Consider the following 25,362-nt stretch of genomic DNA (forward strand, 5'->3'; position numbering starts at 1 on the left):
TAGAAGGGAGCCTGAGGGCTCCCTTTTTTATGCCTGAAATCGGAGTTATGCATGACGGCCGTTACCTCAGAAAAAAACGCCTCCTCCGGGAATACCTCCCTGTTCCGCATCGCCTTTGCGGTATTCCTGACCTATATGACCGTTGGCCTGCCGCTGCCGGTGATCCCGCTGTTTGTTCATCAGGAGCTGGGCTATGGCAATACCATGGTCGGCATCGCCGTGGGTATTCAGTTTTTAGCCACGGTGTTAACCCGCGGCTACGCCGGACGTCTGGCGGATCAACATGGCGCAAAACGCTCGGCGCTGCAGGGCATGTTTGCCTGCGGACTGGCGGGCGGTGCATGGCTACTGGCCGCGCTGCTGCCGGTGGATGTTGCGTATAAATTCGCGCTGCTGGTGGTGGGGCGCTTAATTCTCGGCTTTGGTGAAAGTCAGCTCCTGACCGGCACTTTGACCTGGGGAATGGGGCTGGTCGGGCCCGCACGTTCCGGCAAAGTGATGTCGTGGAACGGGATGGCCATCTACGGTGCGCTGGCGGCGGGTGCTCCGCTGGGTCTGTTCATTAACAGTCAGTTTGGCTTTGCGGCGTTGGCTGCTACCACGATGGTATTGCCGCTGCTGGCATGGGCGTTTAACGGCACGGTGCGCAACGTTCCGGCTCATAAAGGGGAACGACCCTCCCTGTGGAGTGTGGTGGGGCAAATCTGGCAGCCGGGCCTGGGGCTTGCGCTGCAGGGCGTAGGTTTTGCGGTGATTGGGACCTTCGTCTCGCTGTACTTTATGAGCCGCGGCTGGGCGATGGCCGGGTTTACCCTCACCGCCTTTGGCGGCGCGTTTGTCCTGATGCGGGTGCTGTTCGGCTGGATGCCGGATCGTTATGGCGGCGTGAAGGTGGCGGTGGCGTCGCTGGTGATTGAAACCCTTGGCCTGGTGCTGCTCTGGCAGGCCCCCTCCGAGCCGGTCGCCCTGCTGGGCGCAGCTCTCACCGGCTGCGGCTGTTCGCTGATTTTCCCGGCGCTGGGGGTTGAAGTGGTGAAACGCGTCGCTCCACAGGTACGCGGTACGGCGCTGGGCGGTTATGCCGCGTTTCAGGATATCTCATACGGAGTCACCGGGCCGCTGGCAGGGCTGTTAGCCACCTCGTTTGGCTATCCGTCGGTGTTCCTCGCGGGGGCGGTTTCTGCGGTGGTGGGGATTGTCGTCACCTTAGTGGCGTTTCGTAAATCGTAGCGGTTAGTGCCGGGTGGCGGCTGCGCCTTACCCGGCCTACGGTTCTTGCTTATGTAGGCCCGGTAAGCGGAGCGCCACCGGGCAAAACATCACGCCACCAGCCAGAAAATCGCCAGCGCAATGATTAACGCAATTAACATCAGCCCGGGGCGGGCAGACAGGGTTTTGAACGTCTCCACGACCGGCGCAAACAGCGGGCTGTAGATTGGCTGAATGTTTCGCGCCTCCGGCACACCCGCTTCTCGCTCGCTACGGCGAATAAAGATCTGATTCAACAGATCCTGCACCTGGGCGGTGGTCAGCACCGTCTGCGGCGTAGCCTGCCAGTTCTGGCGGGCGTAATCCTGAATGCTGTCCCACTCCTGGGTTTCCAGCGGCTGTTTCAGCGCCGCCTGCAGGCTGTGCAGCGTTGGCGCGGTCTGAGTGCTCAGGGTCTGGCGGGCCTGCAGCCAGGTGGCAAGATGGGTAAACTGTCTGGCCGGTATCAGCTCTCCTGCCTTCACGCCTGACAACTCCAGCATCGACTGCCAGATCAGTTTGGTCGGCTCGCCCGTGGCGGCGGCGAGTTTGGTCACCATCTGCTTGAGCGTATTGTGTTCGGCTGGCAGCAGTGGGCGTTCGGTGGCCTGACGCTGCTGTGGCTGTGGAATAGCGAGCTGGTTATTTTGCAGCAGCGTCAGCACCGTTTTCAGCTGGTCGGGCGTCAGCTGGCTCAGCGCCGTCTGGCCATACTGCTGGCGAATAAAATCGCTGACCGCCTGGCGGTTATTCCCCTGGCTTAACAGCTCTGTCAGCTGCGAGACCATCTGCCGGGTGGTGTGGTTCTGCTGCGCGGTGTTCAGGCGCTGGTTCAGGTTTTGCTCAGCCGCAGGGAAGTGGCGCGACAGCATGGGCGCATCACTCTTCAGGCCCAGATCGTGTTTGACCCCGGCCCATACCTCCGCATTTTGCTGCGACGTCAGGGCAATCAGCCGGGTGATCAGGCGTTCCAGTACGGTGCGCTGCTGTGTGGAGAGGGGCTGTTCGCCTGCGACATGAGACGGACGCGGGCCGTCACCCGGAGGTTGCGGCGGCGTACCTGAAATGGGCTGCATCGTCAAAAAATCCTTAAAGTCGTTACTCAGCGTAAACCAGGTTACGTATATGCCTGGCGGCCAGATTATGGCACACTTGACCGGTTAACTTCCTCTCAAACAGGTACTCAGACGTGAAAATCCTCGTTGATGAAAATATGCCTTACGCCCGCGAGCTGTTCAGCCGCCTGGGTGAGGTTAAGGCCGTTCCCGGACGCCCGATCCCGCTCGCTGAGCTGGATGATGCCGACGCGCTGATGGTGCGCTCAGTGACCAAAGTGAATGAGGCGCTGCTGTCTGGCAAAGGGGTGAAGTTTGTCGGTACGGCGACCGCGGGAACCGATCATGTGGATGACGCGTGGCTGAAGCAGGCGGGGATCGGTTTTTCCGCCGCGCCGGGCTGTAACGCTATCGCGGTCGTGGAGTATGTTTTCTCGTCCCTGCTGATGCTGGCCGAGCGTGACGGGTTTACCCTCGCCGATCGTACCGTCGGTATTGTCGGGGTGGGTAACGTCGGCGGTCGCCTGCAAAAGCGCCTCGAGGCGTTAGGAATCCGCACGCTGCTGTGCGATCCCCCGCGTGCCGACCGTGGCGATGAGGGCGATTTCCGCAGCCTGGACGAGCTGGTGGCCGAATGTGACGTGCTCACCTTCCATACGCCGCTGTTTAAAGACGGGCCCTATAAATCCCTGCATCTGGCCGATGAGGCCCTGATTAGCCGCCTGAAGCCGGGCGCTATTCTGATCAACGCCTGTCGTGGCCCGGTCGTGGATAACGCCGCGCTGCTGAAGCGTCTGGATGCCGGTCAGGATCTCAGCGTGGTGCTGGACGTCTGGGAGCCAGAGCCGGATCTCAACGTGGCCCTGCTGAATAAAGTGGATATTGGCACCGCGCACATCGCGGGCTATACCCTGGAAGGTAAAGCACGCGGCACCACTCAGGTGTTCGAGGCCTACAGCGCCTTTATTGGCAAATCGCAGCAGGTGGCGCTGGATACCCTGCTGCCGACCCCGGATTTTGGCCGCATTACTCTGCATGGCCCGCTGGATCAGGCAACGCTGAAAAGGCTGGTGCATTTAGTGTATGATGTGCGCCGCGATGACGCGCTGCTGCGAAAAGTAGCGGGTATGCCGGGTGAGTTCGACAAGCTGCGCAAGCACTATGTGGAGCGCCGGGAATGGTCTTCCCTGTATGTGATGTGTGATGACGCTGCGGCGGCATCACTGCTGCATAAGCTGGGCTTCAACGCCACTCATCACCCGGTACGTTAATGTCTTCTTAATGCTCCCTGGCGGATAACCCGCCGGGGACGCTTTTTTATTTCTGGAGTAAACCACCATGTCTGAAGGCTGGAACATTGCCATACTGGGCGCAACGGGCGCCGTGGGCGAAGCCCTGCTCGAAACCCTTGCTGAGCGTCAGTTCCCGGTGGGGGAGATCTTTGCCCTGGCGCGTAATGAGAGCGCAGGTGAACATCTGCGTTATGAGGGCAAATCGGTACGCGTGCAGGATGCGGCTGAATTTGACTGGACTCAGGCGCAGCTGGCCTTTTTTGTCGCCGGGGCTGAAGCCTCCGCAACCTATATTGAAGAAGCCACCAACGCGGGCTGTCTGGTGATTGATTCCAGCGGCCTGTTCGCCCTTGAGCCGGACGTACCGCTGGTGGTGCCGGACGTCAACCCGTTCGTACTGGCCGACTACCGTAACCGTAATATCATCGCCGTCCCGGACAGCCTCACCAGCCAGCTGCTGACCGCTCTGAAACCGCTGATCGATGAAGGCGGTTTATCCCGCATCACCGTGACCAGCCTGCTGTCGGCCTCCGCCCACGGTAAAAAGGCGGTGGATGCGCTGGCCGGGCAGAGCGCGAAGCTGCTGAACGGTATTCCGGTGGATGAAGAGGACTTCTTTGGTCGTCAGCTGGCCTTCAACATGCTGCCACTGCTGCCGGATCGTGAAGGCAGCGTGCGTGAAGAGCGCCAAATTGTCGATCAGGTGCGCAAGATCCTGCAGGATGACGGCCTGATGATCTCCGCCAACTGCGTGCAGTCGCCGGTGTTTTACGGTCATGCCCAGATGGTGAGCTTTGAAGCGATGCGTCCGCTGGCGGCGGAAGAGGCGCGCGACGCCTTTGCCCGCGTCGAGGAGATCGAGCTGTCTGAAGAGCGCGAGTTCCCCACCCAGGTGGGTGACGCAACGGGCAACGCCCGTCTCTCCATCGGCTGTGTGCGTAACGATTACGGCATGCCGGAGCAGATCCAGTTCTGGTCGGTGGCCGATAACGTCCGCTTCGGCGGCGCGCTAATGGCGGTAAAAGTCGCTGAGAAACTGGTGCAGGAGTATCTGTACTGATGTCAGAAGTGGAACAAAAGCCGGTCCATAAAATTGCCCTCGGGATTGAGTACGATGGCAGTAAATATTATGGCTGGCAGCGACAGAATGAGGTGCGCAGCGTCCAGGAGAAGCTGGAGAAAGCGCTCTCTCAGGTGGCGAATGAGCCCATCAATGTCCTGTGCGCAGGGCGTACCGATGCCGGTGTCCATGGTACCGGGCAGGTGGTTCACTTTCAAACCACTGCGGTGCGTAAAGACGCGGCCTGGACGCTGGGGGTAAATGCGAATTTACCTGGAGACATCGCGGTGCGTTGGGTCAAAACTGTGCCCGATGATTTTCACGCGCGTTTCAGCGCCACCGCGCGCCGCTACCGCTATATCATCTATAACCAGCGCCTGCGTCCGGCTGTATTGGGCCAGGGCGTAACGCATTTTTACGCGCCGCTGGATGCCGAACGTATGCAACGCGCCGCGCAGGCGCTGATTGGCGAAAACGACTTTACCTCGTTTCGCGCGGTTCAGTGCCAGTCGCGCACGCCGTGGCGCAACGTAATGCACATTAACGTCAGCCGCTATGGCGCGTATGTGGTGGTTGATATCAAAGCCAATGCCTTTGTACATCATATGGTGCGGAATATTGTTGGCAGCCTGATGGAAGTGGGCGCCGGACACCAGCCGGAGAGCTGGATTGCAGAGTTGCTGGCAGCGAAGGACAGAACCCTGGCAGCAGCAACGGCGAGAGCGGAAGGGCTCTATCTGGTCTCGGTCGATTACCCGGATCGTTTTGACCTTCCAAAACCGCCAATGGGCCCGCTGTTTTTAGCGGACTGATAGCCGTGCAATAAAGGTTTAGACAATATGGATTTTATTCGCTTTGTAATTGATTTTATTCTGCATATTGATGTTCACCTGGCCGAGCTGGTCGCTGATTATGGCGTCTGGGTGTATGCGATTCTGTTCCTGATCCTGTTTTGTGAAACCGGGCTGGTGGTGACCCCGTTTTTACCGGGCGATTCGCTGCTGTTCGTGGCGGGGGCGCTGGCCTCCCTTGAAACCAACGACATCAACGTTCACCTGATGGTGGTCCTGATGCTTATCGCCGCGATCCTTGGCGATGCGGTGAACTACACTATTGGTCGGCTATTTGGCGACCGGTTGTTCAGTAACCCGGACTCGAAGATTTTCCGTCGCAGCTATCTGGATAAAACCCATACGTTTTATGAGAAGCACGGCGGTAAAACCATTATCCTCGCACGCTTTGTGCCCATCGTCAGAACCTTTGCCCCCTTTGTAGCGGGGATGGGGCATATGTCGTACCGTCAGTTTGCGCTTTATAACGTGACGGGTGCGCTGTTATGGGTACTCAGCTTTACCTACGCGGGCTATTTCTTCGGTACTATTCCCATGATTCAGGAAAACCTTAAGTTACTGATCGTAGGGATTATTGTGGTCTCCATTCTGCCCGGCGTGATCGAAATTATTCGTCACCGGCGCGCGGCGGCAAAACAGGCAAAATAAAAGCACGACTGCGGTTCGACCACTTTTTTATCCAAAGTTTCGGGCTGTTATGTTTTAATGTGCAACATTCATGGTCTGTCGGGGGCAAAAATGGCATTATGCGCCCCTTACAGCAAACCTGGTTCAGGCAGAAAGGTTATCAATGAGCTGGATTGAACGAATTAAAAGCAACATCACCCCAACCCGCAAAGCGAGTATTCCTGAAGGGGTGTGGACCAAATGTGACAGCTGTGGCCAGGTCCTGTACCGTGCCGAGCTGGAGCGTAATCTGGAAGTTTGTCCGAAGTGCGATCACCACATGCGTATGTCGGCGCGTAACCGCCTGCATAGCCTGCTGGATGAAGGTTCTCTGGTTGAACTGGGCAGCGAGCTTGAGCCGAAAGATGTGCTTAAGTTCCGCGACTCCAAAAAATACAAAGACCGTCTGGCCTCTGCGCAGAAAGAGACCGGCGAGAAAGACGCCCTGGTGGTGATGAAAGGCACTCTGCACGAGATGCCGGTTGTCGCAGCAGCGTTTGAGTTCTCCTTTATGGGCGGCTCAATGGGTTCCGTGGTCGGCGCGCGCTTCGTGCGTGCGGTAGAGCAGGCGCTGGAGGACAACTGTCCGCTGATCTGCTTCTCCGCCTCCGGTGGTGCCCGTATGCAGGAAGCGCTGATGTCGCTGATGCAGATGGCGAAAACCTCCGCAGCGCTGGCGAAAATGCAGGAACGCGGTCTGCCGTATATCTCCGTACTGACCGACCCGACCATGGGCGGCGTATCGGCAAGCTTTGCGATGCTGGGCGATCTGAACATCGCTGAACCGAAAGCGCTGATCGGCTTTGCCGGCCCGCGTGTTATCGAACAAACGGTTCGTGAGAAACTGCCGCCGGGCTTCCAGCGCAGTGAGTTCCTTATCGAGAAAGGCGCTATCGACATGATCGTTCGCCGTCCGGAAATGCGCCTGAAACTGGCAAGCGTTCTGGCGAAGCTGATGAATCTGCCGTCGCCGAGCCCGGATGAGCCGCGCGAAGGCGTGGTAGTACCGGATCAGGAACCCGAGGCCTGATAACTGAAAAGGGCAGGGCCAATGGCGCTGCCCTTTTGCTTTCTAACCGTAACTGAAAAGCGCGCAACATGGAAAATATCACTCTTCCCCAAGCCACGTCGCCCCTGGCCGCGTGGCTTTCTTATCTGGAAAACCTGCACAGTAAAGCCATCGACATGGGACTTGAGCGCGTCAGCCAGGTAGCGGCGCGCCTTGACGTTCTGAAACCGGCTCCTTTTGTCTTCACGGTGGCAGGCACCAACGGCAAGGGCACCACCTGCCGCACGCTGGAATCCATGCTGATGGCGGCGGGCTACAAAGTGGGTGTCTACAGTTCGCCCCATCTGGTGCGCTACACCGAGCGTGTGCGGGTACAGAACACCGAACTCGCTGAATCAGCCCATACCGCCTCGTTCGCAGAGATCGAAGCCGCGCGTGGCGACACGTCGCTGACCTATTTCGAATACGGCACGCTGTCGGCGCTGTGGCTGTTTAAGCAGGCCCAGCTGGACGTGGTGATCCTCGAGGTCGGGTTAGGCGGGCGGCTGGACGCCACTAACATCGTGGATCCGGACGTGGCGGTGGTTACCAGCATCGCGCTGGATCATACCGACTGGCTGGGGCCCGATCGCGAAAGCATTGGCCGTGAGAAAGCCGGTATTTTCCGCGCCGGTAAACCGGCGATTGTCGGCGAGCCCGATATGCCGCACACCATCGCTGATGTGGCCCGGGAGAAGGGTGCGCTGTTGCAGCGTCGTGACGTCGACTGGCGCTACAGCGTGACGGAGAGCGGCTGGCGCTTTGAAGATGCCAGAGGCGCGCTGGACAACCTGCCGCTGCCGCAGGTGCCGCAGCCGAACGCCGCCACGGCACTGGCCGCCCTGCGCGCCAGCGGTCTGACGGTGAACGAGCAGGCCATTCGCGACGGCATTCAGCAGGCTATCCTTGCCGGACGTTTCCAGATTGTCAGCGACTCACCGCGTCTGATTCTGGATGTGGCGCATAACCCCCATGCCGCGGCTTACCTCGCCGGACGTCTCAAATCATTGCCAAAAACCGGGCGCGTACTGGCGGTTATCGGTATGCTTCATGATAAAGATATTGGCGGCACGCTGGCCTGCATGGAGACTGTGGTCGATAGCTGGTATTGTGCACCTCTGGAAGGCCCACGCGGGGCGACGGCTGAACAGCTGATGGAACATCTCGGCGAGGGCCAGAGTTTTGCCAGCGTCGAGCTGGCATGGCGTGCGGCGATGGCGGATGCCAGACCAGAAGATACCGTGCTGGTGTGTGGATCTTTCCACACGGTGGCACATGTCATGGACGTAATGGATGCGGGGAGAACCGGTGGCAAGTAAGTTTCAGAACCGTTTAGCAGGCACCATTGTGCTGGTGGCGCTGGGAGTGATTATTCTCCCCGGGCTGCTTGATGGACAGAAAAAACATTATCAGGATGAGTTTGCAGCGATCCCGCTGGTGCCGAAACCTGGCGACCGGGATGAGCCGGATATGCTGCCGGCGGCGACGCAGGCGTTACCTGCTCAACCGCCTGAAGGCGCGGCTGAAGAGGTGCAGGCGGGCGATGCCGCGGCACCGTCCTTAGACCCTACGCGTCTCGCGACCGGGAATAACAACGAACTGGATCCGGCGCCGGTGGAGCAGTATGCGCCAAAACCGGTGCAAAAACCAAAACCGGTTGAGAAGCCGAAACCGCAGCGCGATAACACCAGCCAGCAGCTGGCAGCGGCGACGGAAACACCTCCGGCCAAACCGGCGGCAGAAGAGAAACCTGCGCCAACCGGTAAAGCCTATGTCGTGCAGCTCGGCGCGTTGAAAAATGCCGACAAGGTCAACGAGGTGGTGGCTAAACTCCGTGGCGCGGGGTATCGCGTTTACACTTCACCTACGACGCCGGTACAGGGTAAAATCACCCGTATTCTCGTCGGCCCGGATGCATCGAGAGATAAGCTGAAGGGGTCGCTTGGCGAGTTGAATCAACTCTCCGGTCTGAGCGGCGTAGTGATGAACTACAGCGTGAACTGAGTTTTTCGCTGACTAAAAAACAGGCGCAGCAGATTGCCTGAGAAGGTAACCCGCCTGGGGCGCTGAATATTTTTTCAGCGCTTTTTTTATTTACGCGCGGGAAGGAAATCCCTACGCAAACGTTTTCTTTTTCTGTTAGAATTCGCCCCGAACTGGATGACAGGGCGTTTAATCGTGGGACGTATATGGTCTGGATTGATTACGCCATCATTGCGGTGATAGGTTTTTCCTGTCTGGTTAGCCTGATCCGTGGCTTTGTTCGTGAAGCGTTATCGCTGGTAACCTGGGGCTGTGCCTTCTTTGTTGCCAGTCATTACTACACTTACCTGTCTGTCTGGTTCACGGGCTTTGAAGATGAACTGGTCCGAAACGGAATCGCCATCGCGGTGCTGTTTATCGCGACGCTGATTGTAGGCGCCATTGTTAACTTCGTGATTGGCCAGCTGGTTGAGAAAACCGGTTTGTCAGGAACGGACAGGGTGCTCGGGATCTGTTTCGGTGCATTGCGAGGAGCGTTGATTGTAGCCGCGATACTGTTCTTCCTTGATACCTTTACCGGGTTTTCAAAAAGTGAAGACTGGCAGAAGTCGCAGCTGATCCCGCAGTTCAGCTTCATCATCAGATTGTTCTTCGACTATCTGCAAAGCTCGTCGAGTTTTTTGCCCAGGGCATAAACCCTGAGATGTGGCTTAACGAGGAAATGACGAATGTGCGGTATTGTCGGTATCGCCGGTTTCATGCCGGTAAACCAGTCTATTTATGACGCATTATCGGTGCTTCAGCACCGTGGGCAGGATGCTGCGGGTATCATCACCATTGATGCACACAACTGCTTCCGTTTACGTAAGGCCAACGGCCTGGTAAACGATGTGTTTGAAGCCCGCCATATGCAGCGTCTGCAGGGTAACATGGGTATTGGTCACGTTCGTTACCCTACCGCAGGCAGTTCCAGCGCCTCTGAAGCGCAGCCTTTCTACGTTAACTCTCCGTATGGCATCACGCTTGCTCACAACGGCAACCTGACCAATGCCCACGAGCTGCGTAAAAAGCTGTTTGAAGAGAAGCGTCGCCACATTAACACCACTTCTGACTCTGAAATTCTGCTTAACGTCTTTGCCAGCGAACTGGATAATTTCCGTCACTATCCGCTGGAAGCCGACAACATTTTTGCTGCCGTGGCGGCGACGAATCGTCTGATTCGCGGGGCCTATGCCTGCGTGGCGATGATTATCGGCCACGGTATGGTCGCGTTCCGCGATCCGAACGGTATTCGTCCGCTGGTGCTGGGTAAACGTGATATTGGCGATGGCCGCACCGAGTATATGGTGGCCTCCGAAAGCGTGGCCCTGGACACCCTGGGCTTCGAGTTCCTGCGCGACGTTGCCCCGGGCGAAGCGGTCTACATCACTGAGAAAGGCCAGCTGTTTACCCGCCAGTGTGCGGAAAACCCGGTCACTAATCCGTGCCTGTTCGAGTACGTCTACTTTGCTCGTCCGGACTCCTTCATCGACAAGATCTCCGTCTACAGCGCCCGTGTGAATATGGGTACCAAGCTCGGGGAGAAGATTGCCCGCGAGTGGGAAGATCTGGACATCGACGTAGTTATCCCGATCCCGGAAACCTCCTGCGATATCGCGCTGGAGATGGCGCGTATCCTGGGTAAACCGTACCGTCAGGGCTTTGTGAAAAACCGCTACGTTGGCCGCACCTTCATCATGCCAGGCCAGCATCTGCGCCGTAAATCGGTACGCCGCAAGCTGAACGCTAACCGCGCTGAGTTCCGCGACAAGAACGTTCTGCTGGTGGATGATTCCATCGTGCGTGGCACCACCTCAGAGCAGATTATCGAGATGGCCCGTGAAGCAGGGGCGAAGAAGGTCTACCTGGCCTCTGCGGCACCGGAAATTCGCTTCCCGAACGTGTACGGCATCGACATGCCGACCGCCAACGAGCTGATTGCTCACGGTCGTGAAGTGGACGAGATCCGCCAGATCATCGGCGCCGATGGCCTGATTTTCCAGGATCTGAACGATCTGATCGACGCGGTGCGCGCCGAGAACCCGGATATTCAGCAGTTTGAGTGCTCGGTGTTTAACGGTATCTACGTCACCAAAGATGTTGATCAGCAGTATCTCGACTATCTCGACTCTCTGCGTAACGACGACGCGAAAGCCGTGCAGATGGCGAACGATCTCGAAAGCTTAGAGATGCACAACGAAGGTTAATCCTTATCGCAGGCGAGGGCGTCCGCCCTCGCTTGCAACTCCCGCCAAAATCCTGCACAGTCTGCCCTGTTACAGTAAGGGCGATAATATGAAACGATTGATAGTAGGGCTCTCAGGGGCCAGCGGCGCGATTTACGGTGTCCGTTTGCTGCAGGTATTACGCGACGTCGCTGACGTTGAAACCCATCTGGTGATGAGCCAGGCCGCGCGTCAGACCCTCTCTCTCGAAACCGATTACTCCCTGCGTGACGTTCAGGCGTTGGCCGATGTGGTGCACGATGCCCGCGATATCGCCGCCAGCATCTCCTCCGGGTCGTTTAAGACCGCGGGGATGGTGATCCTGCCCTGTTCCATCAAAACCCTCTCCGGCATCGTCAACAGCTATACCGATACCCTGGTGACCCGCGCCGCCGACGTGGTGCTGAAAGAGCGCCGCCCGCTGGTGCTCTGCGTGCGTGAAACCCCGCTCCATCTGGGCCACCTGCGGCTGATGACCCAGGCTGCCGAACTGGGGGCGGTGATCATGCCGCCGGTCCCGGCGTTCTACCACCGCCCGCAAAGCCTGGATGACGTCATTAATCAAACCGTGAACCGGGTTATTGACCAGTTCGATATTGAACTGCCGGACGATCTCTTCGCCCGCTGGCAGGGCGTCTGACGGCAAAGGTGTCCTGCTCTGGGGCAGGTCAGCGCAACGTGCCCTGTTTCAGGGCAATTCTGCAACCGCGATCATATCCTCAACATTTAATTCCTTTTTTCCTTTCTTCCCACTGCGGTTCGTTTGGCAGACCTGCTATCTTTCACCATTAAGGCAATCTTGCAACCTTTCGTTAACATATTTAACGTCGTAATTTTGCACTCATTGCAATCTGGCATAAGACCTGCAAGGGATCGCCTGTAACAACACACAACATCATCTATTACAAAATAAAATCACGACACTTGAGGGTAATGTATGAAGAAGACGGTTCTGGCTCTGTCTTTGCTGGTGGGATTAAGCGCAGCGGCAAGCAGCTATGCGGCGCTCCCACAGACCGTACGTATCGGTACTGACGCGACCTATGCGCCGTTCTCATCGAAAGATGCGAAAGGCGACTTTGTCGGGTTTGATATCGACCTGGGGAATGAGATGTGCAAACGCATGTCCGTGAAATGCACCTGGGTGGGCAGCGACTTTGATGCGCTGATCCCCTCCCTGAAAGCCAAAAAAATCGACGCGATTATCTCCTCGCTCTCCATTACCGAGAAGCGTCAGCAGGAGATCGCCTTCTCTGAAAAACTGTACGCAGCGGATTCACGCCTGATTGCGGCGAAAGGCTCGCCGATCCAGCCGACCATTGATTCGCTGAAAGGTAAGCACGTTGGTGTCCTGCAGGGCTCCACCCAGGAAGGCTTTGCCAATGCCAACTGGCGTGAAAAAGGCGTCGATGTGGTTGCCTACCAGAACCAGGATTTAATCTATTCCGATCTGGCGGCAGGGCGTCTGGATGCCGCTTTCCAGGATGAAGTCGCGGCGAGCGAAGGCTTCCTGAAACAACCGGCAGGGAAAGAGTTTGTCTTTGCGGGTCCGTCGGTCAAAGACAAAAAATACTTTGGTGACGGTACCGGGATCGGCCTGCGTAAGGACGATGCCGAACTGAAAGCGGCATTTGATAAAGCCTTTACCGAACTGCGTAAAGACGGCACCTACGACAAACTGGCGAAGAAATACTTCGACTTCAATGTCTACGGCGACTAACCGTTACTGACGGGTGCGCACCATAATGGTTCCCTGTTATGGTGCTCCAGTAACAATTGCGAACCACAACGGTGCATATCCTGTGCCGCATTGGTTATAAAGTGAATAGTTAAGCACTCGCAATGCACTTTTTCGCGCGCGCGGGGCATAATCTTTTGCCTTGCCGCGGCGATTAATGGCACATTAAGAGCACCCCCGTCGGCGTTAAAATCCCGTAAGAAGACAGTCTGTTGAGGATAGATATGAAAAAACTGGTGTTGTCACTTTCTCTGGCTCTGGCATTTTCCAGCGCTACTGCGGCATTCGCAGCAATTCCGCAAAAAGTACGTATTGGTACTGATCCGACTTATGCCCCCTTCGAATCGAAGAATGCGCAGGGTGAACTGGTAGGATTTGATATCGATTTGGCGAAAGAGCTGTGCAAACGTATCAAAACAGAGTGTACCTTCGTTGAAAACCCACTGGATGCGCTGATCCCTTCGCTGAAAGCGAAAAAAATCGACGCCATTATGTCTTCACTCTCCATCACCGAAAAACGCCAGCAGGAGATTGCCTTCACAGACAAACTTTATGCAGCGGATTCCCGTCTGGTGGTAGCAAAATCTTCCGATATCCAGCCAACCCTGGAGTCACTGAAAGGTAAACGTGTGGGCGTGCTGCAGGGCACCACCCAGGAGACCTTTGGTAACGAGCACTGGGCACCGAAAGGGATCGAAATCGTCTCTTATCAGGGCCAGGAGAATATCTACGCTGACCTGACTGCGGGCCGTATCGACGCCGCTTTCCAGGACGAAGTTGCCGCCAGCGAAGGCTTCCTGAAGCAGCCTGTCGGGAAAGATTATAAGTTCGGCGGTCCGTCCATTAAGGACGAAAAACTCTTCGGCGTGGGCACCGGTATGGGGCTGCGTAAAGAGGACAACGAACTGCGTGAAGCGCTGAATAAAGCCTTTGCCGAGATGCGTGCGGACGGGACTTACGAAAAACTGGCGAAGAAATACTTCGACTTTGATGTCTACGGTGGCTAAACGCCCCACTCAATAACGTGCGACCCCTCCCGTTAGGGGAGGGGAAAAGACACGGCGTCACCACTCACGACACGACAGGGCAGGCGGTATGCTGTACGGATTTTCTGGCGTAATTTTACAAGGCGCACTCGTCACCCTTGAACTGGCTCTCAGTTCGGTAGTGCTGGCGGTGTTAATAGGCCTGGCGGGCGCGGGCGCGAAGCTTTCGACCAATCGGGCGCTGGCTCTGCTGTTTGAAGGCTATACCACCCTGATCCGCGGCGTGCCTGACCTGGTGCTGATGCTGCTGATCTTCTACGGTCTGCAAATCGCCCTTAACGGCCTGACGGATGCCATCGGTATGGCACAGATTGATATCGATCCTATGGTGGCTGGTATCATCACCCTGGGCTTTATCTATGGGGCCTACTTTACGGAAACCTTCCGTGGCGCCTATATCGCGGTGCCGAAAGGGCATATCGAAGCGGCCACGGCCTTCGGTTTAACCTCCTCTCAAACCTTCCGCCGTATTATGTTTCCGGCCATGATGCGCTTTGCGCTGCCGGGCATCGGTAACAACTGGCAGGTTATCCTCAAAGCGACGGCGCTGGTCTCGTTACTGGGGCTGGAAGATGTGGTGAAAGCCACGCAGCTGGCGGGTAAAAGTACCTGGGAACCGTTCTATTTCGCCATCGTGTGCGGGGTGATTTATCTGGTGTTTACCACCGTTTCCAATGGTGTACTGCTGTTGCTTGAGCGTCGCTACTCCGTGGGTGTGAAGAGGGCTGACCTGTGATCGAGATTATTCAGGAATACTGGAAATCGCTGCTGTGGACCGACGGATACCGCTTTACCGGTGTGGCGATCACCCTCTGGCTGCTGATTTCTTCCGTGGTGATGGGTGGCATTCTGGCGGTGTTTCTCGCCATTGGTCGCGTCTCCAGCAATAACTACATCCGCTTCCCCATCTGGCTGTTTACCTATATTTTCCGTGGGACGCCGCTGTATGTGCAGCTGCTGGTCTTCTACTCCGGGATGTACACGCTGGAGATCGTCAAAGGCACCGAGATGCTGAACGCGTTCTTCCGTAGCGGGCTGAACTGCACCGTGCTGGCGTTAACGCTGAACACCTGCGCCTATACCACCGAGATCTTTGCCGGGGCGATCCGCTCCGTGCCACACGGTGAAATTGAGGCGGCGCGGGCCTACGGCTTCTCCTCCGTGAAGCTCTACCGCTGCATTATCCTGCCGTCGGCGCTGCGCATTGCGCTGCCTGCCTACAGCAATGAAGTAATTTTAATGCTGCACTCCACCGCGCTGGCCTTTACCGCCACCGTGCCGGATCTGCTGAAAATTGCCCGCGACATTAACTCGGCGACCTATCAGCCGTTTACCGCCTTCGGCATCGCGGCGGTGCTCTATTTAATCATTTCTTACGTCCTGATTAGCCTGTTCCGCAAAGCGGAAAAACGCTGGTTGCAGCATGTCAAACCTTCGACGCACTGAGAATTAAGATGGCTGAGAACAAATTAAACGTTATCGATTTGCACAAACGCTACGGCGAACATGAAGTGCTGAAAGGGGTGTCGCTGCAGGCAAATGCGGGCGATGTGATCAGTATTATCGGCTCGTCGGGGTCGGGTAAAAGTACCTTCCTGCGCTGCATCAACTTCCTCGAAAAGCCGAGCGCCGGCAAGATTGTGGTCAGCGGCGAGAACATCAACCTGGTGCAGGACAAAGACGGTCAGCTGAAGGTAGCGGACAAGCACCAGCTGCGGATGTTGCGTACCCGACTGACGATGGTGTTCCAGCACTTCAACCTCTGGAGCCACATGACGGTGCTGGAGAACGTGATGGAAGCGCCAGTGCAGGTGCTGGGCTTAAGCAAGCAGGAAGCCCGTGCCCGTGCGGAGAAATACCTGGCGAAAGTGGGTATCGACGCGCGCCAGCAGATTAAGTATCCGGTGCATCTCTCCGGCGGTCAGCAGCAGCGTGTCTCCATCGCCCGTGCGCTGGCGATGGAGCCGGAAGTGCTGCTGTTCGACGAACCCACCTCCGCGCTCGATCCTGAGCTGGTAGGCGAAGTGCTGCGCATCATGCAGCAGCTGGCCGAAGAGGGGAAAACGATGGTGGTGGTGACTCACGAGATGGGCTTCGCCCGTAACGTCTCCAACCACGTGATTTTCCTGCATCAGGGCGTAATCGAAGAGCAGGGCCACCCGGATGAGGTGCTGGCGAATCCGAAGAGCCCGCGTTTGCAGCAGTTCCTGAAGGGATCGTTGAAGTAGTTTTTGATGTTTATTCCCTCTCCCTTCGGGAGAGGGTCAGGGTGAGGGGATCAGGCCGCACCGTACTCCAGCCGGTAAACCCAGTCGTCATACCGCACGCCGTTAATCTCATACGCCTGTTCCAGCACCTGGGTACGTACAAAGCCCGCTTTCTCTAACACCCGCACCGAACCACCATTATCCGCCAGCACATACGCGTTAACCGCCTTTACGCCCACCCGAATAAAAGCATATTTACAGACGGCCTGCAGCGCCTCGCTGGCAATGCCCCGGCCCTGCGCGGCGGCGATCACCGTATAACCAATATCGGCTTCTTCAGGATATTTAGCGCTGATTTGCAGCCCAATATCCCCCAGCGGGGTGTCGTCATCCTGGGCTCGAATGACAAAGGTGTGCGGAGCCCTCAGGCGGGCAGCAAACAGGCGACGGGTCTCTTTTTCTGCGGCAATAGCGGCCATATAGCGCATGATTTCAGGCGATTCGCGAAGCCGCAGGAAGAAGGGCCAGTCAGCGGGCTCAAAAGGGGAAAGTGTCAGCCTGGGAGTGGTAATTGTGGCCATCGTAACGCCTTACTATGAGAACGGGCGGACCAATTTAACACAGCCGATCGGATAGATTTAACCTACCACATCTCCCAGGGCTTCTTCTAAGTCGTACCACCTGAAGGCAAACCCGGCCGCCTCCAGACGCTTCGGCAGCGCGCGCTGACCGCCCAGCACCAGCACCGAGGATTCTCCCATCAGCAGGCGGATAGCGGAGGCCGGAGCGCGAACCACGGCCGGGCGATGTACCGCATGCCCCAGGGCATGGGCGAACTGCTCGTTGCGAACCGGGTAGGGGGAGACCATATTGAACGGGCCGCGCAGATCGTTATCCAGCAGCCAGAGAATACCATTCACCATATCGTCGATATGGATCCACGCCAGATACTGACGACCATTGCCCATCGGGCCGCCGAGACCCAGCTTAAACACCGGCAGCATCTTCGCCAGAATCCCGCCTTTTGGTGCCAGCACTACGCCGGTGCGCAGCAGGCAAACACGGGTCTGCTCGCTCTGCGCCCCGCAGGCGATCTGCTCCCAGCGGGCGCACAGCTTATGGGTAAATTCGTTGTGCGGCGGCTCCTCTTCGGTGACCACCACTTCGCCTAAATCGCCGTAATAACCCGATGCTGAACCGGAGATAAACACCGACGGCGGCGTTTCGCTGGCCTTGAACATATCCACCAGTCGCTGGGTGATGTTCCAGCGGCTGTTGCACAGCCGCTGCTTATGTTCTTTCGTCCAGCGTTTGTCGGCGATGGGTTCCCCCGCCAGATTGATGACGGCATCAAAGCCGTTCAGATCCTGATGCTCGGTGAGCCCTTTCCAGATATCGATGCCGGAGCCGAGGGCCTGACGCGCTTTCTCGGGACTGCGCGTCACCACCGTAAGCTCATGGCCGAGCGTCTGCAAACGAGGGATCAGATGCCGGCCTATCAGGCCAGTACCACCGGTTATCAGGATCTTCATACAACCTCCAGGGTTACGCCTGGCGTTGCCAGCTTAACGCCATTGAGACGGAGTCGGCATAGCGCAGGGCGTGAAGTTTATCGATCTCTACTTCAGCATAGGTGACCCAGTGATGTTCACGTGCGATATCCAGCACATCCTGAGTTAATTTTTCCAGTAAAGAGAAGCGGTTACTCTCGACATGTTGAATGATGCTTTTGGTGACGGTGCGATAGTTCAGGGCGTCATTGATATCTTCACTGTCCCGGGCCTTGTCGGCCGGGTAGTGGATCACCACATTAACGACGATATCCTGACGGTTGGCACGCTCCTCCTCTTTGATGCCGATATAGGTGCGCAGGCGTAAATTTTTAATACGAATAATCGCGTCGTGCTGGGACATTGCAGGCTTCCTCGGTGTCATTATTGCCACCATGATACATGAGGAAACCGTTTATATCTGCTGCACTTTTTGCATCGCGCGCTCGGTTGCCGGACGGGTGCGGATGCGCTCAAACCAGTTGTTCACCGCAGGCCACGACGCCAGGTCGACGCGATGGTTTTCATGGGTATTGACCCACGGCCAGCAGGCGATATCCGCGATGCTGTAGTGCTCCCCTCCCAGCCACGGCGATCTCTCCAGACGTTTATTCAGCACGTTATAGAGCCGCTGCGTCTCAACCTGAAAACGTTCGATGGCGTAGGGGATGGGCTGCGGTGCAAAGTGGTTAAAATGATAGTTCTGACCAATCATCGGCCCCAGCCCGCCCACCTGCCAGAAGAGCCACTGCAGGGTGACGTGGCGTTCCCGTAATTCGCCGCTCAGCAGCTTGCCGCTTTTTTCCGCCAGGTAGAGCAGGATCTCACCGGACTCAAACAGGCTCAGCGGGGCACCGCCATCGTCCGGGTCATGATCGACGATGGCCGGGATTTTATTGTTAGGCGAAATGGCGAGAAACTCAGGGCGGAACTGTTCGCCTTTGCTGATATCAACCGGCAGGATGCGGTAATCCAGCTGGGCCTCCTCCAGAAAAAGCGTGATCTTATGCCCGTTGGGGGTGGGGGCGTAGTAAAGGTCAATCATCGCAACTCCTGTCATAACGATTATTGCGGCATAAGATCGATTATAGGTGGTGATGATAAATCGTGAGTTTTCATCAAGTGACAGCCGGGGCAGGAGGTTATATTTTGGATAGATACCCACCTTCCGAAGCGTTACGAGGATTTTATGAGCCAACCTGCGATTACCCTGTGGTCAGATGCCGATTATTACTCCCCTTACGTCATGAGCGTGTATGTCGCGCTGGCCGAGAAGGGATTGCCTTTTACCCTGAAGACCGTGGATCTCAGCCGGGGTGAAAATCGACAGCCGCAGTGGCGAGGCTATGCCCTGACCCGCCGCGTGCCGGTGCTGGAGATCGACGGCTTTGAACTCAGTGAATCCTCGGCCATTGCCGAATATCTGGAGGAGCATTTTGCCCCGCCGGAGTGGGAGCGGATCTTCCCTCACGATCGGCAAAAACGCGCTCGCGCACGCCAGATCCAGGCGTGGCTGCGCAGCGATCTGATGCCGATCCGTGAGGAGCGCTCTACCGACGTAGTGTTTGGCGGGGTGAAAAAACCGGCCCTCAGCGAAAATGCGCAGCGGGCGGCAAACCAGCTCTACGATGTTGCCTCGTCGCTGCTTGCCCACGGCCAGCAAAACCTCTTCGGAGAGTGGTGTATTGCCGATGCGGATCTGGCCCTGATGCTCAACCGTCTGGTGCTCAATGGCGACGACGTGCCCCAGCAGCTGGTGGATTACGCTAATTTCCAGTGGCAGCGGGCGTCCGTGCAGCGGTACGTGGCGTTGTCAGCGAAGCGGGCGGGCTAATATTCCGGTATAATGGGGCAGCTTTTCGACACAAGGAATTACTGATGAAGCTGATGTTTGCATCGGACATCCACGGCTCGCTGCCGGCGACCGAACGGGTGCTTTCGCTGTTTAACCAGAGCGGGGCGCAATGGCTGGTGATCCTCGGGGATGTACTGAACCACGGCCCGCGCAACCCGCTGCCCGAAGGCTACGCGCCTGCTGAGGTCGCCGATCGACTCAACGCCTACGCGTCGCGGATTATCGCCGTGCGCGGTAACTGCGACAGCGAAGTTGACCAGATGCTGCTGCACTTTCCCATCACCGCCCCCTGGCAGCAGATCCTGCTGGAGAACTGTCGGCTGTTTGTGACCCACGGTCATCTGTTTGGTCCGGATAACCTGCCCGCGCTGAATGCTGGCGATGTGCTGGTTTACGGCCATACTCATATTCCGGTAGCCGGGAAACAGGGCGACCTCATACACTTTAATCCTGGCTCGGTCAGCCTGCCCAAAGGCGGTTTTTCCCCCAGCTACGGCATGCTGGATGGAAACCATTTGTGCGTTATGACGCTGAATGATGGCCAGGTTATTGCGCAGTCAGAGATTAATCCGTAATTTACTCCTCAACAGTAAACGCGCCGCGAGAGCGCTTTAAAGAGAAGGTTTCCCGATGGTGGAGCAGAGTCATTTGGCAAGTACGGAATGGGTGGATATTGTCAACGAAGACAATGAGGTAATCGCACAGGCGAGCCGCGAGCAGATGCGGGCGCAGCGCCTTCGTCATCGCGCGACCTATATCGTCGTGCACGATGGGATGGGCAATATTCTGGTTCAGCGCCGTACCGAAACGAAAGACTTTATGCCCGGCATGCTCGATGCTACCGCCGGTGGCGTGGTGCAGGCCGATGAGCAGTTACTTGATTCCGCTCGCCGCGAAGCGGAAGAGGAGCTGGGGATTGCCGGCGTGCCGTTTGCCGAACATGGCCAGTTCTACTTTGAAGATAGCCACTGCCGCGTCTGGGGAGGCCTTTTCAGCTGTGTCTCCCACGGTCCGTTTGCGCTGCAGGAGGAAGAGGTGAGTGAAGTCTGCTGGATGACCCCGGCGGAGATCACTGCGCGTTGCGATGACTTCACGCCAGATTCGCTGAAAGCGCTGGCCCTGTGGATGAGCCGCAATGCCAGCAACGAGCCGGTTAAGCACGAAGAAGCTTAATCGCAACCATAAAAAAAGGCGACCCGCGGGTCGCCTTTTTACGTTGGGGTGTTGCTTACTGCTGGGAAGACTGGATCGCGGTCAGGGCGATGGTGTAGACGATATCGTCTACCAGCGCGCCACGAGACAGGTCGTTCACCGGCTTGCGCATACCCTGCAGCATCGGCCCGATAGAGATCAGGTCGGCTGAACGCTGTACCGCTTTGTAGGTGGTGTTACCGGTGTTCAGATCCGGGAAGATGAACACGGTAGCGCGACCCGCAACCGGCGAGTTCGGCGCTTTGGATTTCGCTACGTCAGCCATAACTGCGGCGTCATACTGCAGCGGGCCATCGATAACCAGATCCGGGCGTTTTTCCTGAGCAATACGGGTCGCTTCACGTACTTTCTCTACGTCGCTACCTGCACCAGAGGTACCGGTGGAGTAGGAGAGCATCGCTACGCGCGGTTCAATACCGAAGGCAATCGCGGAGTCAGCAGACTGGATTGCAATCTCGGCCAGCTGTTCAGCAGTTGGATCCGGGTTGATCGCACAGTCACCGTACACGTAAACCTGTTCCGGCAGCAGCATGAAGAACACGGACGAGACCAGCGAGCTGCCTGGTGCAGTTTTGATCAGCTGCAGCGGCGGACGGATGGTGTTCGCAGTAGTGTGAACCGCACCGGAAACCAGACCGTCAACTTCGTCCTGCTCCAGCATCAGCGTACCGAGAACCACGTTGTCTTCCAGCTGTTCGCGGGCAACGGCTTCAGTCATGCCCTTGCTCTTACGCAGCTCGACCAGACGGGCAACGTAGCTTTCGCGCACCACTTCCGGGTCCACGATTTCGATACCAGAACCCAGCTCAACGCCCTGAGAAGCAGCAACGCGGGTGATCTCATCCGGGTTACCCAGCAGCACGCAGGTAGCGATACCGCGCTCGGCACAGATGGCTGCGGCTTTAACGGTACGCGGTTCGTCGCCTTCTGGCAGCACAACGCGTTTGCCCGCTTTACGCGCCAGCTCGGTGAGCTGATAACGGAAGGCTGGTGGAGAGAGACGACGGCTGCGCTCGGAGGTCGCGGTCAGGGATTCAATCCAGTCGGCATTGATGCAACCGGCAACGTATTCCTGCACTTTCTCGATACGCTGATGGTCATCAACCGGTACTTCCAGGTTGAAGCTCTGCAGGCTCAGAGAGGTCTGCCAGGTGTTGGTGTCTACCATGAAGACCGGCAGGCCGGTGGCAAATGCGCGTTCGCACAGTTTGCTGACGCGTGGGTCCATTTCATAGGCACCAGTCAGCAGGATCGCACCGATTTCCACGCCGTTCATCGCCGCCAGGCAGGCTGCAACCAGCACGTCAGGACGGTCAGCGGAGGTCACCAGCAGGGAACCTGCACGGAAGTGTTCCAGCATGTGCGGAATGCTACGCGCACAGAAGGTCACGGACTTCACGCGACGGGTGTTGATATCGCCTTCGTTAACGATGGTGGCGTTCAGGTGACGCGCCATATCGATTGCACGGGTGGCGATCAGATCGAAGCTCCACTGCACCGCGCCCAGCACTGGCAGGGAGCTATACTCCTGCAGTTTAGCCGGATCGATTTTCACGACTTTCGCTTTGGACGAGTCGTCGAAAATTTCAGACAGGTCAGGGCGAGTACGGCCTTGCTCATCAACCGGGGCGTTCAGTTTGTTAACGATAACGCCGGTGATGTTGGCGTTTTTCGCGCCGCCGAAGCTGCTGCGGGTCAGCTCAATACGCTCTTTCAGCTGTTCCGGGGTATCGGTACCCTGGGACATGACGAACACGATTTCCGCGTTCAGCGTTTTGGCGATTTCGAAGTTCAGGGACTGAGCAAACTGATGCTTGCGCGTCGGAACCAGGCCTTCTACCAGCACCACTTCCGCATCCTGGGCGTTAGCGTGATAGTTAGCGATGATCTCTTCCATCAGCACGTCTTTCTGGTTGCTGGAGAGCAGAGACTCAACGTGGCTCATCTTCAGCGGTTCAGCGGCTGGCAGGTTAGAGTTCGCACGAACGATAGTGGTGGTCTGGTCTGGGGCATCGCCACCAGCACGTGGTTGAGCGATTGGCTTAAACACGCTCAGACGAACGCCTTTGCGTTCCATCGCACGGATCACACCGAGGCTGACGCTGGTCAGGCCTACGCTGGTTCCGGTCGGGATCAGCATAATAGTACGGGACACGATTTATCCTCTTTCGTTACCGCCGAAATCAGGCGGGCTACAAAACAGCACCGCCAGCATTGCTGGCGGTGTGGAATCAGGCAGTCAGACGGTTCGCGTCTTGCGCGATAACCAGCTCTTCGTTGGTTGGGATAACCATTGCCAGAGTGGTGCCTTCTTTGTTGATGAAGCCAGACTTACCGAAGCGCGCAGCAAGGTTACGTTCATGGTCAACGTCAAAGCCCAGCACGCCCAGTTTGCCCAGGGACAGCTCGCGCACCATTGCTGCGTTCTCACCGATACCACCGGTGAAGACCACGCCATCCAGACGACCGTCCATCAGTGCAGTGTAAGAACCGATGTACTTGGCCAGACGGTGGCAGTAAACGTCCATTGCACGTTTAGCGTCTTCTTTCTCGGCGTAGTTGTCTTCAACGTAGCGGCAGTCGCTGGTGACTTCGGTCAGACCCAGCAGGCCAGACTCTTTAGTCAGCATTTTGTTGATATCTTCAACGCTCATGCCCAGGGTATCGTGCAGATGGAAGATGATTGCCGGATCGATATCACCGGAGCGAGTACCCATCACCAGGCCTTCCAGCGGGGTCAGACCCATAGAGGTATCAACGCATTTGCCGTTACGGATAGCAGAAACGGAACCGCCGTTGCCCAGGTGGCAAGTAATGATGTTCACTTCTTCAACCGGCTTGTTCAGCATTTTCGCAGCTTCTTGCGTCACGTAGAAATGGCTGGTGCCGTGCGCGCCGTAGCGACGAACGCCGTGCTCTTTGTACAGTTTGTACGGCAGGGCATAGAGGTAAGACTCTTCCGGCATGGTCTGATGGAACGCGGTGTCGAATACGGCCACGTTTTTGTCTTTCAGATGCGGGAAGGATTTCAGTGCTTCAGCGATACCGATCAGGTGAGCCGGGTTATGCAGCGGTGCAAAAGAGGCGGAGTCTTTGATGCCCTGAATAACGGAGTCGTCGATGATTACAGACCTGGTGTACTTCTCGCCACCATGAACGATACGGTGACCGATAGCAGTCAGCTGAGCGGACAGTTCTGGTTTTTGTGCCAGAATAGTGTTAACGATAAAGTTCAGCGCTTCGCTGTGAGCGGCGCCTGCACCTAAAGCCGCTTCCTGTTTGCTGCCGTCCATTTTCCACTTAAGACGTGCTTCAGGAAGATGGAAACATTCGGCCAAACCAGAAAGGTACTCTTCACCGTTGATCGCATCGATGATAGCGAATTTAAGTGAGGAGCTACCGCAGTTCAGAACCAGTACTAACTTACTCGACATGGAAGTACCTATTATTGATACGTGGCTAAAAAAACGTCAGTGAGTCAAGGATCGTAGCGCAAGATATCGCTGACATTTATGATTAACATCATGCCCGAAGTACATTTCGGCATGACGAAAGGAATACATATGATTTTATGCCATTTTGCGCATTTTTCCGGCAATGGCATAATGTGCGATAATTTGACGAGTGAACATTCCTCGTCTAAGGCCTTTGCAGGCCGGCACAGGATACCCGATACTGGGTAGCGCTGACAAAAGTTTTTGAACGATGTCATGACCAGTTGTGGTTTTGCACGAATTTTTTAATCTTTATATGTGAAGTTGAGGTAAGCCATGTCGACACCCGTGAACCCTTCCGTGAGCTTTTTTAGCCTGTTTCGCCGGGGACAGCATTATTCGAAGACGTGGCCACTGGAAAAGCGGCTGGCACCCGTCTTCATTGAGAACCGCGTGATCCGCGCGACCCGCCACGCTATTCGGTTGATGCCGCCCCTCGCCGTTTTTACCCTGTGCTGGCAGATTGCACTGGGTGGGCAACTCGGACCTGCGGTGGCTACCGCGCTGTTCGCCCTGAGCCTGCCGATGCAGGGATTGTGGTGGCTGGGTAAACGCTCGGTAACGCCATTGCCGCCATCAGTGTTGTCCTGGTTCTATGAAGTTCGCGGCAAGTTGCAGGATGCCGGTCAGGCGCTGGCTCCGGTCGAGGGTAAACCCGACTATCAGGCGCTGGCCGATACCCTGAAGCGGGCATTCAAGCAACTTGATAAAACATTCCTCGATGACTTGTGATTGATCATCGAAACGATCGCTAAAAGAAGGCACAGTAACCCACCGTTACCGTGTCTTTTTT

At 56.8% G+C, this 25,362-nt stretch carries 27 protein-coding genes; 20 read left to right on the forward strand and 7 right to left on the reverse strand.

Annotated elements, in window-relative coordinates:
* The first annotated feature begins 51 nt into the window (after window positions 1-51).
* Window positions 52-1,230 carry an MFS transporter gene (locus LG383_RS03640; protein WP_225758342.1) on the forward strand — a complete coding sequence of 393 codons (1,179 nt, stop codon included), beginning with the start codon at window positions 52-54 and terminating at the stop codon, window positions 1,228-1,230.
* A gap of 89 nt (window positions 1,231-1,319) precedes the next feature.
* Here LG383_RS03640 and flk read toward each other — a convergent pair whose 3' ends face one another.
* Window positions 1,320-2,324 (reverse strand): flagella biosynthesis regulator Flk, encoded by a 1,005-nt coding sequence (gene flk, locus LG383_RS03645; RefSeq protein ID WP_225758343.1) that lies wholly within the window; start codon window positions 2,322-2,324, stop codon window positions 1,320-1,322.
* A gap of 113 nt (window positions 2,325-2,437) precedes the next feature.
* Here flk and pdxB point away from each other — a divergent pair, with 113 nt between their 5' ends.
* The 15 genes from pdxB to hisP all read left to right on the forward strand — a co-directional run bounded on the left by pdxB (window position 2,438) and on the right by hisP (window position 16,479).
* The gene (gene pdxB, locus LG383_RS03650; protein ID WP_106994720.1) at window positions 2,438-3,574 is read left to right on the forward strand and encodes a 4-phosphoerythronate dehydrogenase PdxB; all 1,137 of its coding nucleotides are present in this window, start codon (window positions 2,438-2,440) and stop codon (window positions 3,572-3,574) included.
* Between the two features lie 67 nt (window positions 3,575-3,641).
* Complete coding sequence (locus tag LG383_RS03655) at window positions 3,642-4,655, forward strand: aspartate-semialdehyde dehydrogenase (RefSeq protein WP_225758344.1); 1,014 nt, start codon at window positions 3,642-3,644, stop codon at window positions 4,653-4,655.
* Window positions 4,655-5,467, forward strand: a complete 813-nt coding sequence (truA, locus tag LG383_RS03660) for a tRNA pseudouridine(38-40) synthase TruA (RefSeq protein WP_106994722.1) — start codon at window positions 4,655-4,657, stop codon at window positions 5,465-5,467. Before LG383_RS03655 ends, truA begins: the two co-directional genes overlap by 1 nt.
* A 27-nt stretch (window positions 5,468-5,494) precedes the next feature.
* The gene (locus tag LG383_RS03665) at window positions 5,495-6,154 is read left to right on the forward strand and encodes a DedA family protein (protein ID WP_106994723.1); all 660 of its coding nucleotides are present in this window, start codon (window positions 5,495-5,497) and stop codon (window positions 6,152-6,154) included.
* A 142-nt stretch (window positions 6,155-6,296) separates the two neighbouring features.
* Window positions 6,297-7,202, forward strand: coding sequence for an acetyl-CoA carboxylase, carboxyltransferase subunit beta (gene accD, locus LG383_RS03670; RefSeq protein ID WP_039030948.1), 906 nt, complete (start codon window positions 6,297-6,299; stop codon window positions 7,200-7,202).
* 68 nt (window positions 7,203-7,270) lie between these two features.
* Complete coding sequence (folC, locus tag LG383_RS03675) at window positions 7,271-8,539, forward strand: bifunctional tetrahydrofolate synthase/dihydrofolate synthase (protein WP_106994724.1); 1,269 nt, start codon at window positions 7,271-7,273, stop codon at window positions 8,537-8,539.
* Entirely contained in the window at window positions 8,529-9,224 is a 696-nt protein-coding gene (gene dedD / locus LG383_RS03680) for a cell division protein DedD (RefSeq protein WP_225758345.1), read from the forward strand. Before folC ends, dedD begins: the two co-directional genes overlap by 11 nt.
* Window positions 9,225-9,409: 185 nt before the next feature.
* Complete coding sequence (cvpA, locus tag LG383_RS03685) at window positions 9,410-9,898, forward strand: colicin V production protein (RefSeq protein ID WP_106994725.1); 489 nt, start codon at window positions 9,410-9,412, stop codon at window positions 9,896-9,898.
* Between the two features lie 33 nt (window positions 9,899-9,931).
* Entirely contained in the window at window positions 9,932-11,449 is a 1,518-nt protein-coding gene (gene purF / locus LG383_RS03690; protein ID WP_106994726.1) for an amidophosphoribosyltransferase, read from the forward strand.
* A gap of 88 nt (window positions 11,450-11,537) precedes the next feature.
* Window positions 11,538-12,107 carry a UbiX family flavin prenyltransferase gene (locus LG383_RS03695; RefSeq protein WP_106994727.1) on the forward strand — a complete coding sequence of 190 codons (570 nt, stop codon included), beginning with the start codon at window positions 11,538-11,540 and terminating at the stop codon, window positions 12,105-12,107.
* A 297-nt stretch (window positions 12,108-12,404) separates the two neighbouring features.
* On the forward strand, window positions 12,405-13,187 hold the full coding sequence (gene argT / locus LG383_RS03700; RefSeq protein ID WP_106994728.1) for a lysine/arginine/ornithine ABC transporter substrate-binding protein ArgT: 783 nt from the start codon (window positions 12,405-12,407) through the stop codon (window positions 13,185-13,187).
* A 242-nt stretch (window positions 13,188-13,429) separates the two neighbouring features.
* The gene (gene hisJ / locus LG383_RS03705) at window positions 13,430-14,212 is read left to right on the forward strand and encodes a histidine ABC transporter substrate-binding protein HisJ (protein ID WP_032612831.1); all 783 of its coding nucleotides are present in this window, start codon (window positions 13,430-13,432) and stop codon (window positions 14,210-14,212) included.
* Between the two features lie 88 nt (window positions 14,213-14,300).
* Window positions 14,301-14,987 carry a histidine ABC transporter permease HisQ gene (locus LG383_RS03710; protein ID WP_225758346.1) on the forward strand — a complete coding sequence of 229 codons (687 nt, stop codon included), beginning with the start codon at window positions 14,301-14,303 and terminating at the stop codon, window positions 14,985-14,987.
* Window positions 14,984-15,697: a histidine ABC transporter permease HisM gene (gene hisM / locus LG383_RS03715; RefSeq protein WP_106994730.1), complete on the forward strand. Its 714-nt coding sequence runs from the start codon at window positions 14,984-14,986 to the stop codon at window positions 15,695-15,697. The genes LG383_RS03710 and hisM overlap by 4 nt, the downstream gene beginning before the upstream one ends.
* Before the next feature lie 8 nt (window positions 15,698-15,705).
* Window positions 15,706-16,479: a histidine ABC transporter ATP-binding protein HisP gene (hisP, locus tag LG383_RS03720; RefSeq protein WP_106994731.1), complete on the forward strand. Its 774-nt coding sequence runs from the start codon at window positions 15,706-15,708 to the stop codon at window positions 16,477-16,479.
* Window positions 16,480-16,529: 50 nt separating this feature from the next.
* Here the strand turns inward: hisP and LG383_RS03725 are convergent, their stop codons facing one another.
* Genes LG383_RS03725 through yfcG form a run of 4 tightly spaced genes read right to left on the reverse strand, consistent with a single transcriptional unit; the run spans window position 16,530 to window position 19,053 of the window.
* Window positions 16,530-17,039, reverse strand: a complete 510-nt coding sequence (locus LG383_RS03725) for a GNAT family N-acetyltransferase (protein ID WP_106996041.1) — start codon at window positions 17,037-17,039, stop codon at window positions 16,530-16,532.
* A 57-nt stretch (window positions 17,040-17,096) separates the two neighbouring features.
* A complete protein-coding gene (locus LG383_RS03730; RefSeq protein ID WP_225758347.1) occupies window positions 17,097-17,990 on the reverse strand; it encodes a TIGR01777 family oxidoreductase in 894 nt (297 codons plus the stop codon).
* Window positions 17,991-18,003: 13 nt separating this feature from the next.
* Window positions 18,004-18,372 carry a dihydroneopterin triphosphate 2'-epimerase gene (folX, locus tag LG383_RS03735; protein ID WP_106996039.1) on the reverse strand — a complete coding sequence of 123 codons (369 nt, stop codon included), beginning with the start codon at window positions 18,370-18,372 and terminating at the stop codon, window positions 18,004-18,006.
* Window positions 18,373-18,423: 51 nt separating this feature from the next.
* A complete protein-coding gene (gene yfcG, locus LG383_RS03740; protein WP_106996038.1) occupies window positions 18,424-19,053 on the reverse strand; it encodes a GSH-dependent disulfide bond oxidoreductase in 630 nt (209 codons plus the stop codon).
* A gap of 144 nt (window positions 19,054-19,197) precedes the next feature.
* Here yfcG and yfcF point away from each other — a divergent pair, with 144 nt between their 5' ends.
* The 3 genes from yfcF to yfcD are packed head-to-tail and all read left to right on the forward strand — an operon-like array spanning window position 19,198 to window position 21,036.
* Window positions 19,198-19,842: a glutathione transferase gene (gene yfcF / locus LG383_RS03745; RefSeq protein ID WP_225758348.1), complete on the forward strand. Its 645-nt coding sequence runs from the start codon at window positions 19,198-19,200 to the stop codon at window positions 19,840-19,842.
* A 44-nt stretch (window positions 19,843-19,886) separates the two neighbouring features.
* Window positions 19,887-20,438 carry a phosphodiesterase gene (gene yfcE, locus LG383_RS03750; RefSeq protein ID WP_166183055.1) on the forward strand — a complete coding sequence of 184 codons (552 nt, stop codon included), beginning with the start codon at window positions 19,887-19,889 and terminating at the stop codon, window positions 20,436-20,438.
* A gap of 55 nt (window positions 20,439-20,493) precedes the next feature.
* Window positions 20,494-21,036: an NUDIX hydrolase YfcD gene (yfcD, locus tag LG383_RS03755; RefSeq protein ID WP_106996036.1), complete on the forward strand. Its 543-nt coding sequence runs from the start codon at window positions 20,494-20,496 to the stop codon at window positions 21,034-21,036.
* 55 nt (window positions 21,037-21,091) lie between these two features.
* On the opposite strand, the gene pta is transcribed toward yfcD, so the two are convergent.
* The gene (gene pta, locus LG383_RS03760) at window positions 21,092-23,230 is read right to left on the reverse strand and encodes a phosphate acetyltransferase (RefSeq protein WP_106996035.1); all 2,139 of its coding nucleotides are present in this window, start codon (window positions 23,228-23,230) and stop codon (window positions 21,092-21,094) included.
* Between the two features lie 76 nt (window positions 23,231-23,306).
* On the reverse strand, window positions 23,307-24,509 hold the full coding sequence (ackA, locus tag LG383_RS03765) for an acetate kinase (RefSeq protein ID WP_106996034.1): 1,203 nt from the start codon (window positions 24,507-24,509) through the stop codon (window positions 23,307-23,309).
* A 336-nt stretch (window positions 24,510-24,845) separates the two neighbouring features.
* Between ackA and yfbV the strand changes: the two genes are divergently transcribed.
* Window positions 24,846-25,301 (forward strand): terminus macrodomain insulation protein YfbV, encoded by a 456-nt coding sequence (yfbV, locus tag LG383_RS03770; protein WP_106996033.1) that lies wholly within the window; start codon window positions 24,846-24,848, stop codon window positions 25,299-25,301.
* The last annotated feature ends 61 nt before the right edge of the window (window positions 25,302-25,362 follow it).

This window comes from Leclercia sp. Marseille-Q4284 (genome assembly GCF_916618945.1).
Lineage (GTDB): Bacteria > Pseudomonadota > Gammaproteobacteria > Enterobacterales > Enterobacteriaceae > Enterobacter > Enterobacter tamurae.

What these genes read in the sequence shown, in the direction of transcription:
- LG383_RS03640 (WP_225758342.1), top strand. Translation starts at nt 52, where the DNA reads ATGACGGCCGTTACCTCAGAAAAAAACGCCTCCTCCGGGAATACCTCC.
- flk (WP_225758343.1), bottom strand. Translation starts at nt 2,324, where the DNA reads ATGCAGCCCATTTCAGGTACGCCGCCGCAACCTCCGGGTGACGGCCCG.
- LG383_RS03655 (WP_225758344.1), top strand. Translation starts at nt 3,642, where the DNA reads ATGTCTGAAGGCTGGAACATTGCCATACTGGGCGCAACGGGCGCCGTG.
- truA (WP_106994722.1), top strand. Translation starts at nt 4,655, where the DNA reads ATGTCAGAAGTGGAACAAAAGCCGGTCCATAAAATTGCCCTCGGGATT.
- LG383_RS03665 (WP_106994723.1), top strand. Translation starts at nt 5,495, where the DNA reads ATGGATTTTATTCGCTTTGTAATTGATTTTATTCTGCATATTGATGTT.
- accD (WP_039030948.1), top strand. Translation starts at nt 6,297, where the DNA reads ATGAGCTGGATTGAACGAATTAAAAGCAACATCACCCCAACCCGCAAA.
- folC (WP_106994724.1), top strand. Translation starts at nt 7,271, where the DNA reads ATGGAAAATATCACTCTTCCCCAAGCCACGTCGCCCCTGGCCGCGTGG.
- cvpA (WP_106994725.1), top strand. Translation starts at nt 9,410, where the DNA reads ATGGTCTGGATTGATTACGCCATCATTGCGGTGATAGGTTTTTCCTGT.
- purF (WP_106994726.1), top strand. Translation starts at nt 9,932, where the DNA reads ATGTGCGGTATTGTCGGTATCGCCGGTTTCATGCCGGTAAACCAGTCT.
- LG383_RS03695 (WP_106994727.1), top strand. Translation starts at nt 11,538, where the DNA reads ATGAAACGATTGATAGTAGGGCTCTCAGGGGCCAGCGGCGCGATTTAC.
- argT (WP_106994728.1), top strand. Translation starts at nt 12,405, where the DNA reads ATGAAGAAGACGGTTCTGGCTCTGTCTTTGCTGGTGGGATTAAGCGCA.
- hisJ (WP_032612831.1), top strand. Translation starts at nt 13,430, where the DNA reads ATGAAAAAACTGGTGTTGTCACTTTCTCTGGCTCTGGCATTTTCCAGC.
- LG383_RS03710 (WP_225758346.1), top strand. Translation starts at nt 14,301, where the DNA reads ATGCTGTACGGATTTTCTGGCGTAATTTTACAAGGCGCACTCGTCACC.
- hisP (WP_106994731.1), top strand. Translation starts at nt 15,706, where the DNA reads ATGGCTGAGAACAAATTAAACGTTATCGATTTGCACAAACGCTACGGC.
- LG383_RS03725 (WP_106996041.1), bottom strand. Translation starts at nt 17,039, where the DNA reads ATGGCCACAATTACCACTCCCAGGCTGACACTTTCCCCTTTTGAGCCC.
- LG383_RS03730 (WP_225758347.1), bottom strand. Translation starts at nt 17,990, where the DNA reads ATGAAGATCCTGATAACCGGTGGTACTGGCCTGATAGGCCGGCATCTG.
- folX (WP_106996039.1), bottom strand. Translation starts at nt 18,372, where the DNA reads ATGTCCCAGCACGACGCGATTATTCGTATTAAAAATTTACGCCTGCGC.
- yfcG (WP_106996038.1), bottom strand. Translation starts at nt 19,053, where the DNA reads ATGATTGACCTTTACTACGCCCCCACCCCCAACGGGCATAAGATCACG.
- yfcF (WP_225758348.1), top strand. Translation starts at nt 19,198, where the DNA reads ATGAGCCAACCTGCGATTACCCTGTGGTCAGATGCCGATTATTACTCC.
- yfcE (WP_166183055.1), top strand. Translation starts at nt 19,887, where the DNA reads ATGAAGCTGATGTTTGCATCGGACATCCACGGCTCGCTGCCGGCGACC.
- yfcD (WP_106996036.1), top strand. Translation starts at nt 20,494, where the DNA reads ATGGTGGAGCAGAGTCATTTGGCAAGTACGGAATGGGTGGATATTGTC.
- ackA (WP_106996034.1), bottom strand. Translation starts at nt 24,509, where the DNA reads ATGTCGAGTAAGTTAGTACTGGTTCTGAACTGCGGTAGCTCCTCACTT.
- yfbV (WP_106996033.1), top strand. Translation starts at nt 24,846, where the DNA reads ATGTCGACACCCGTGAACCCTTCCGTGAGCTTTTTTAGCCTGTTTCGC.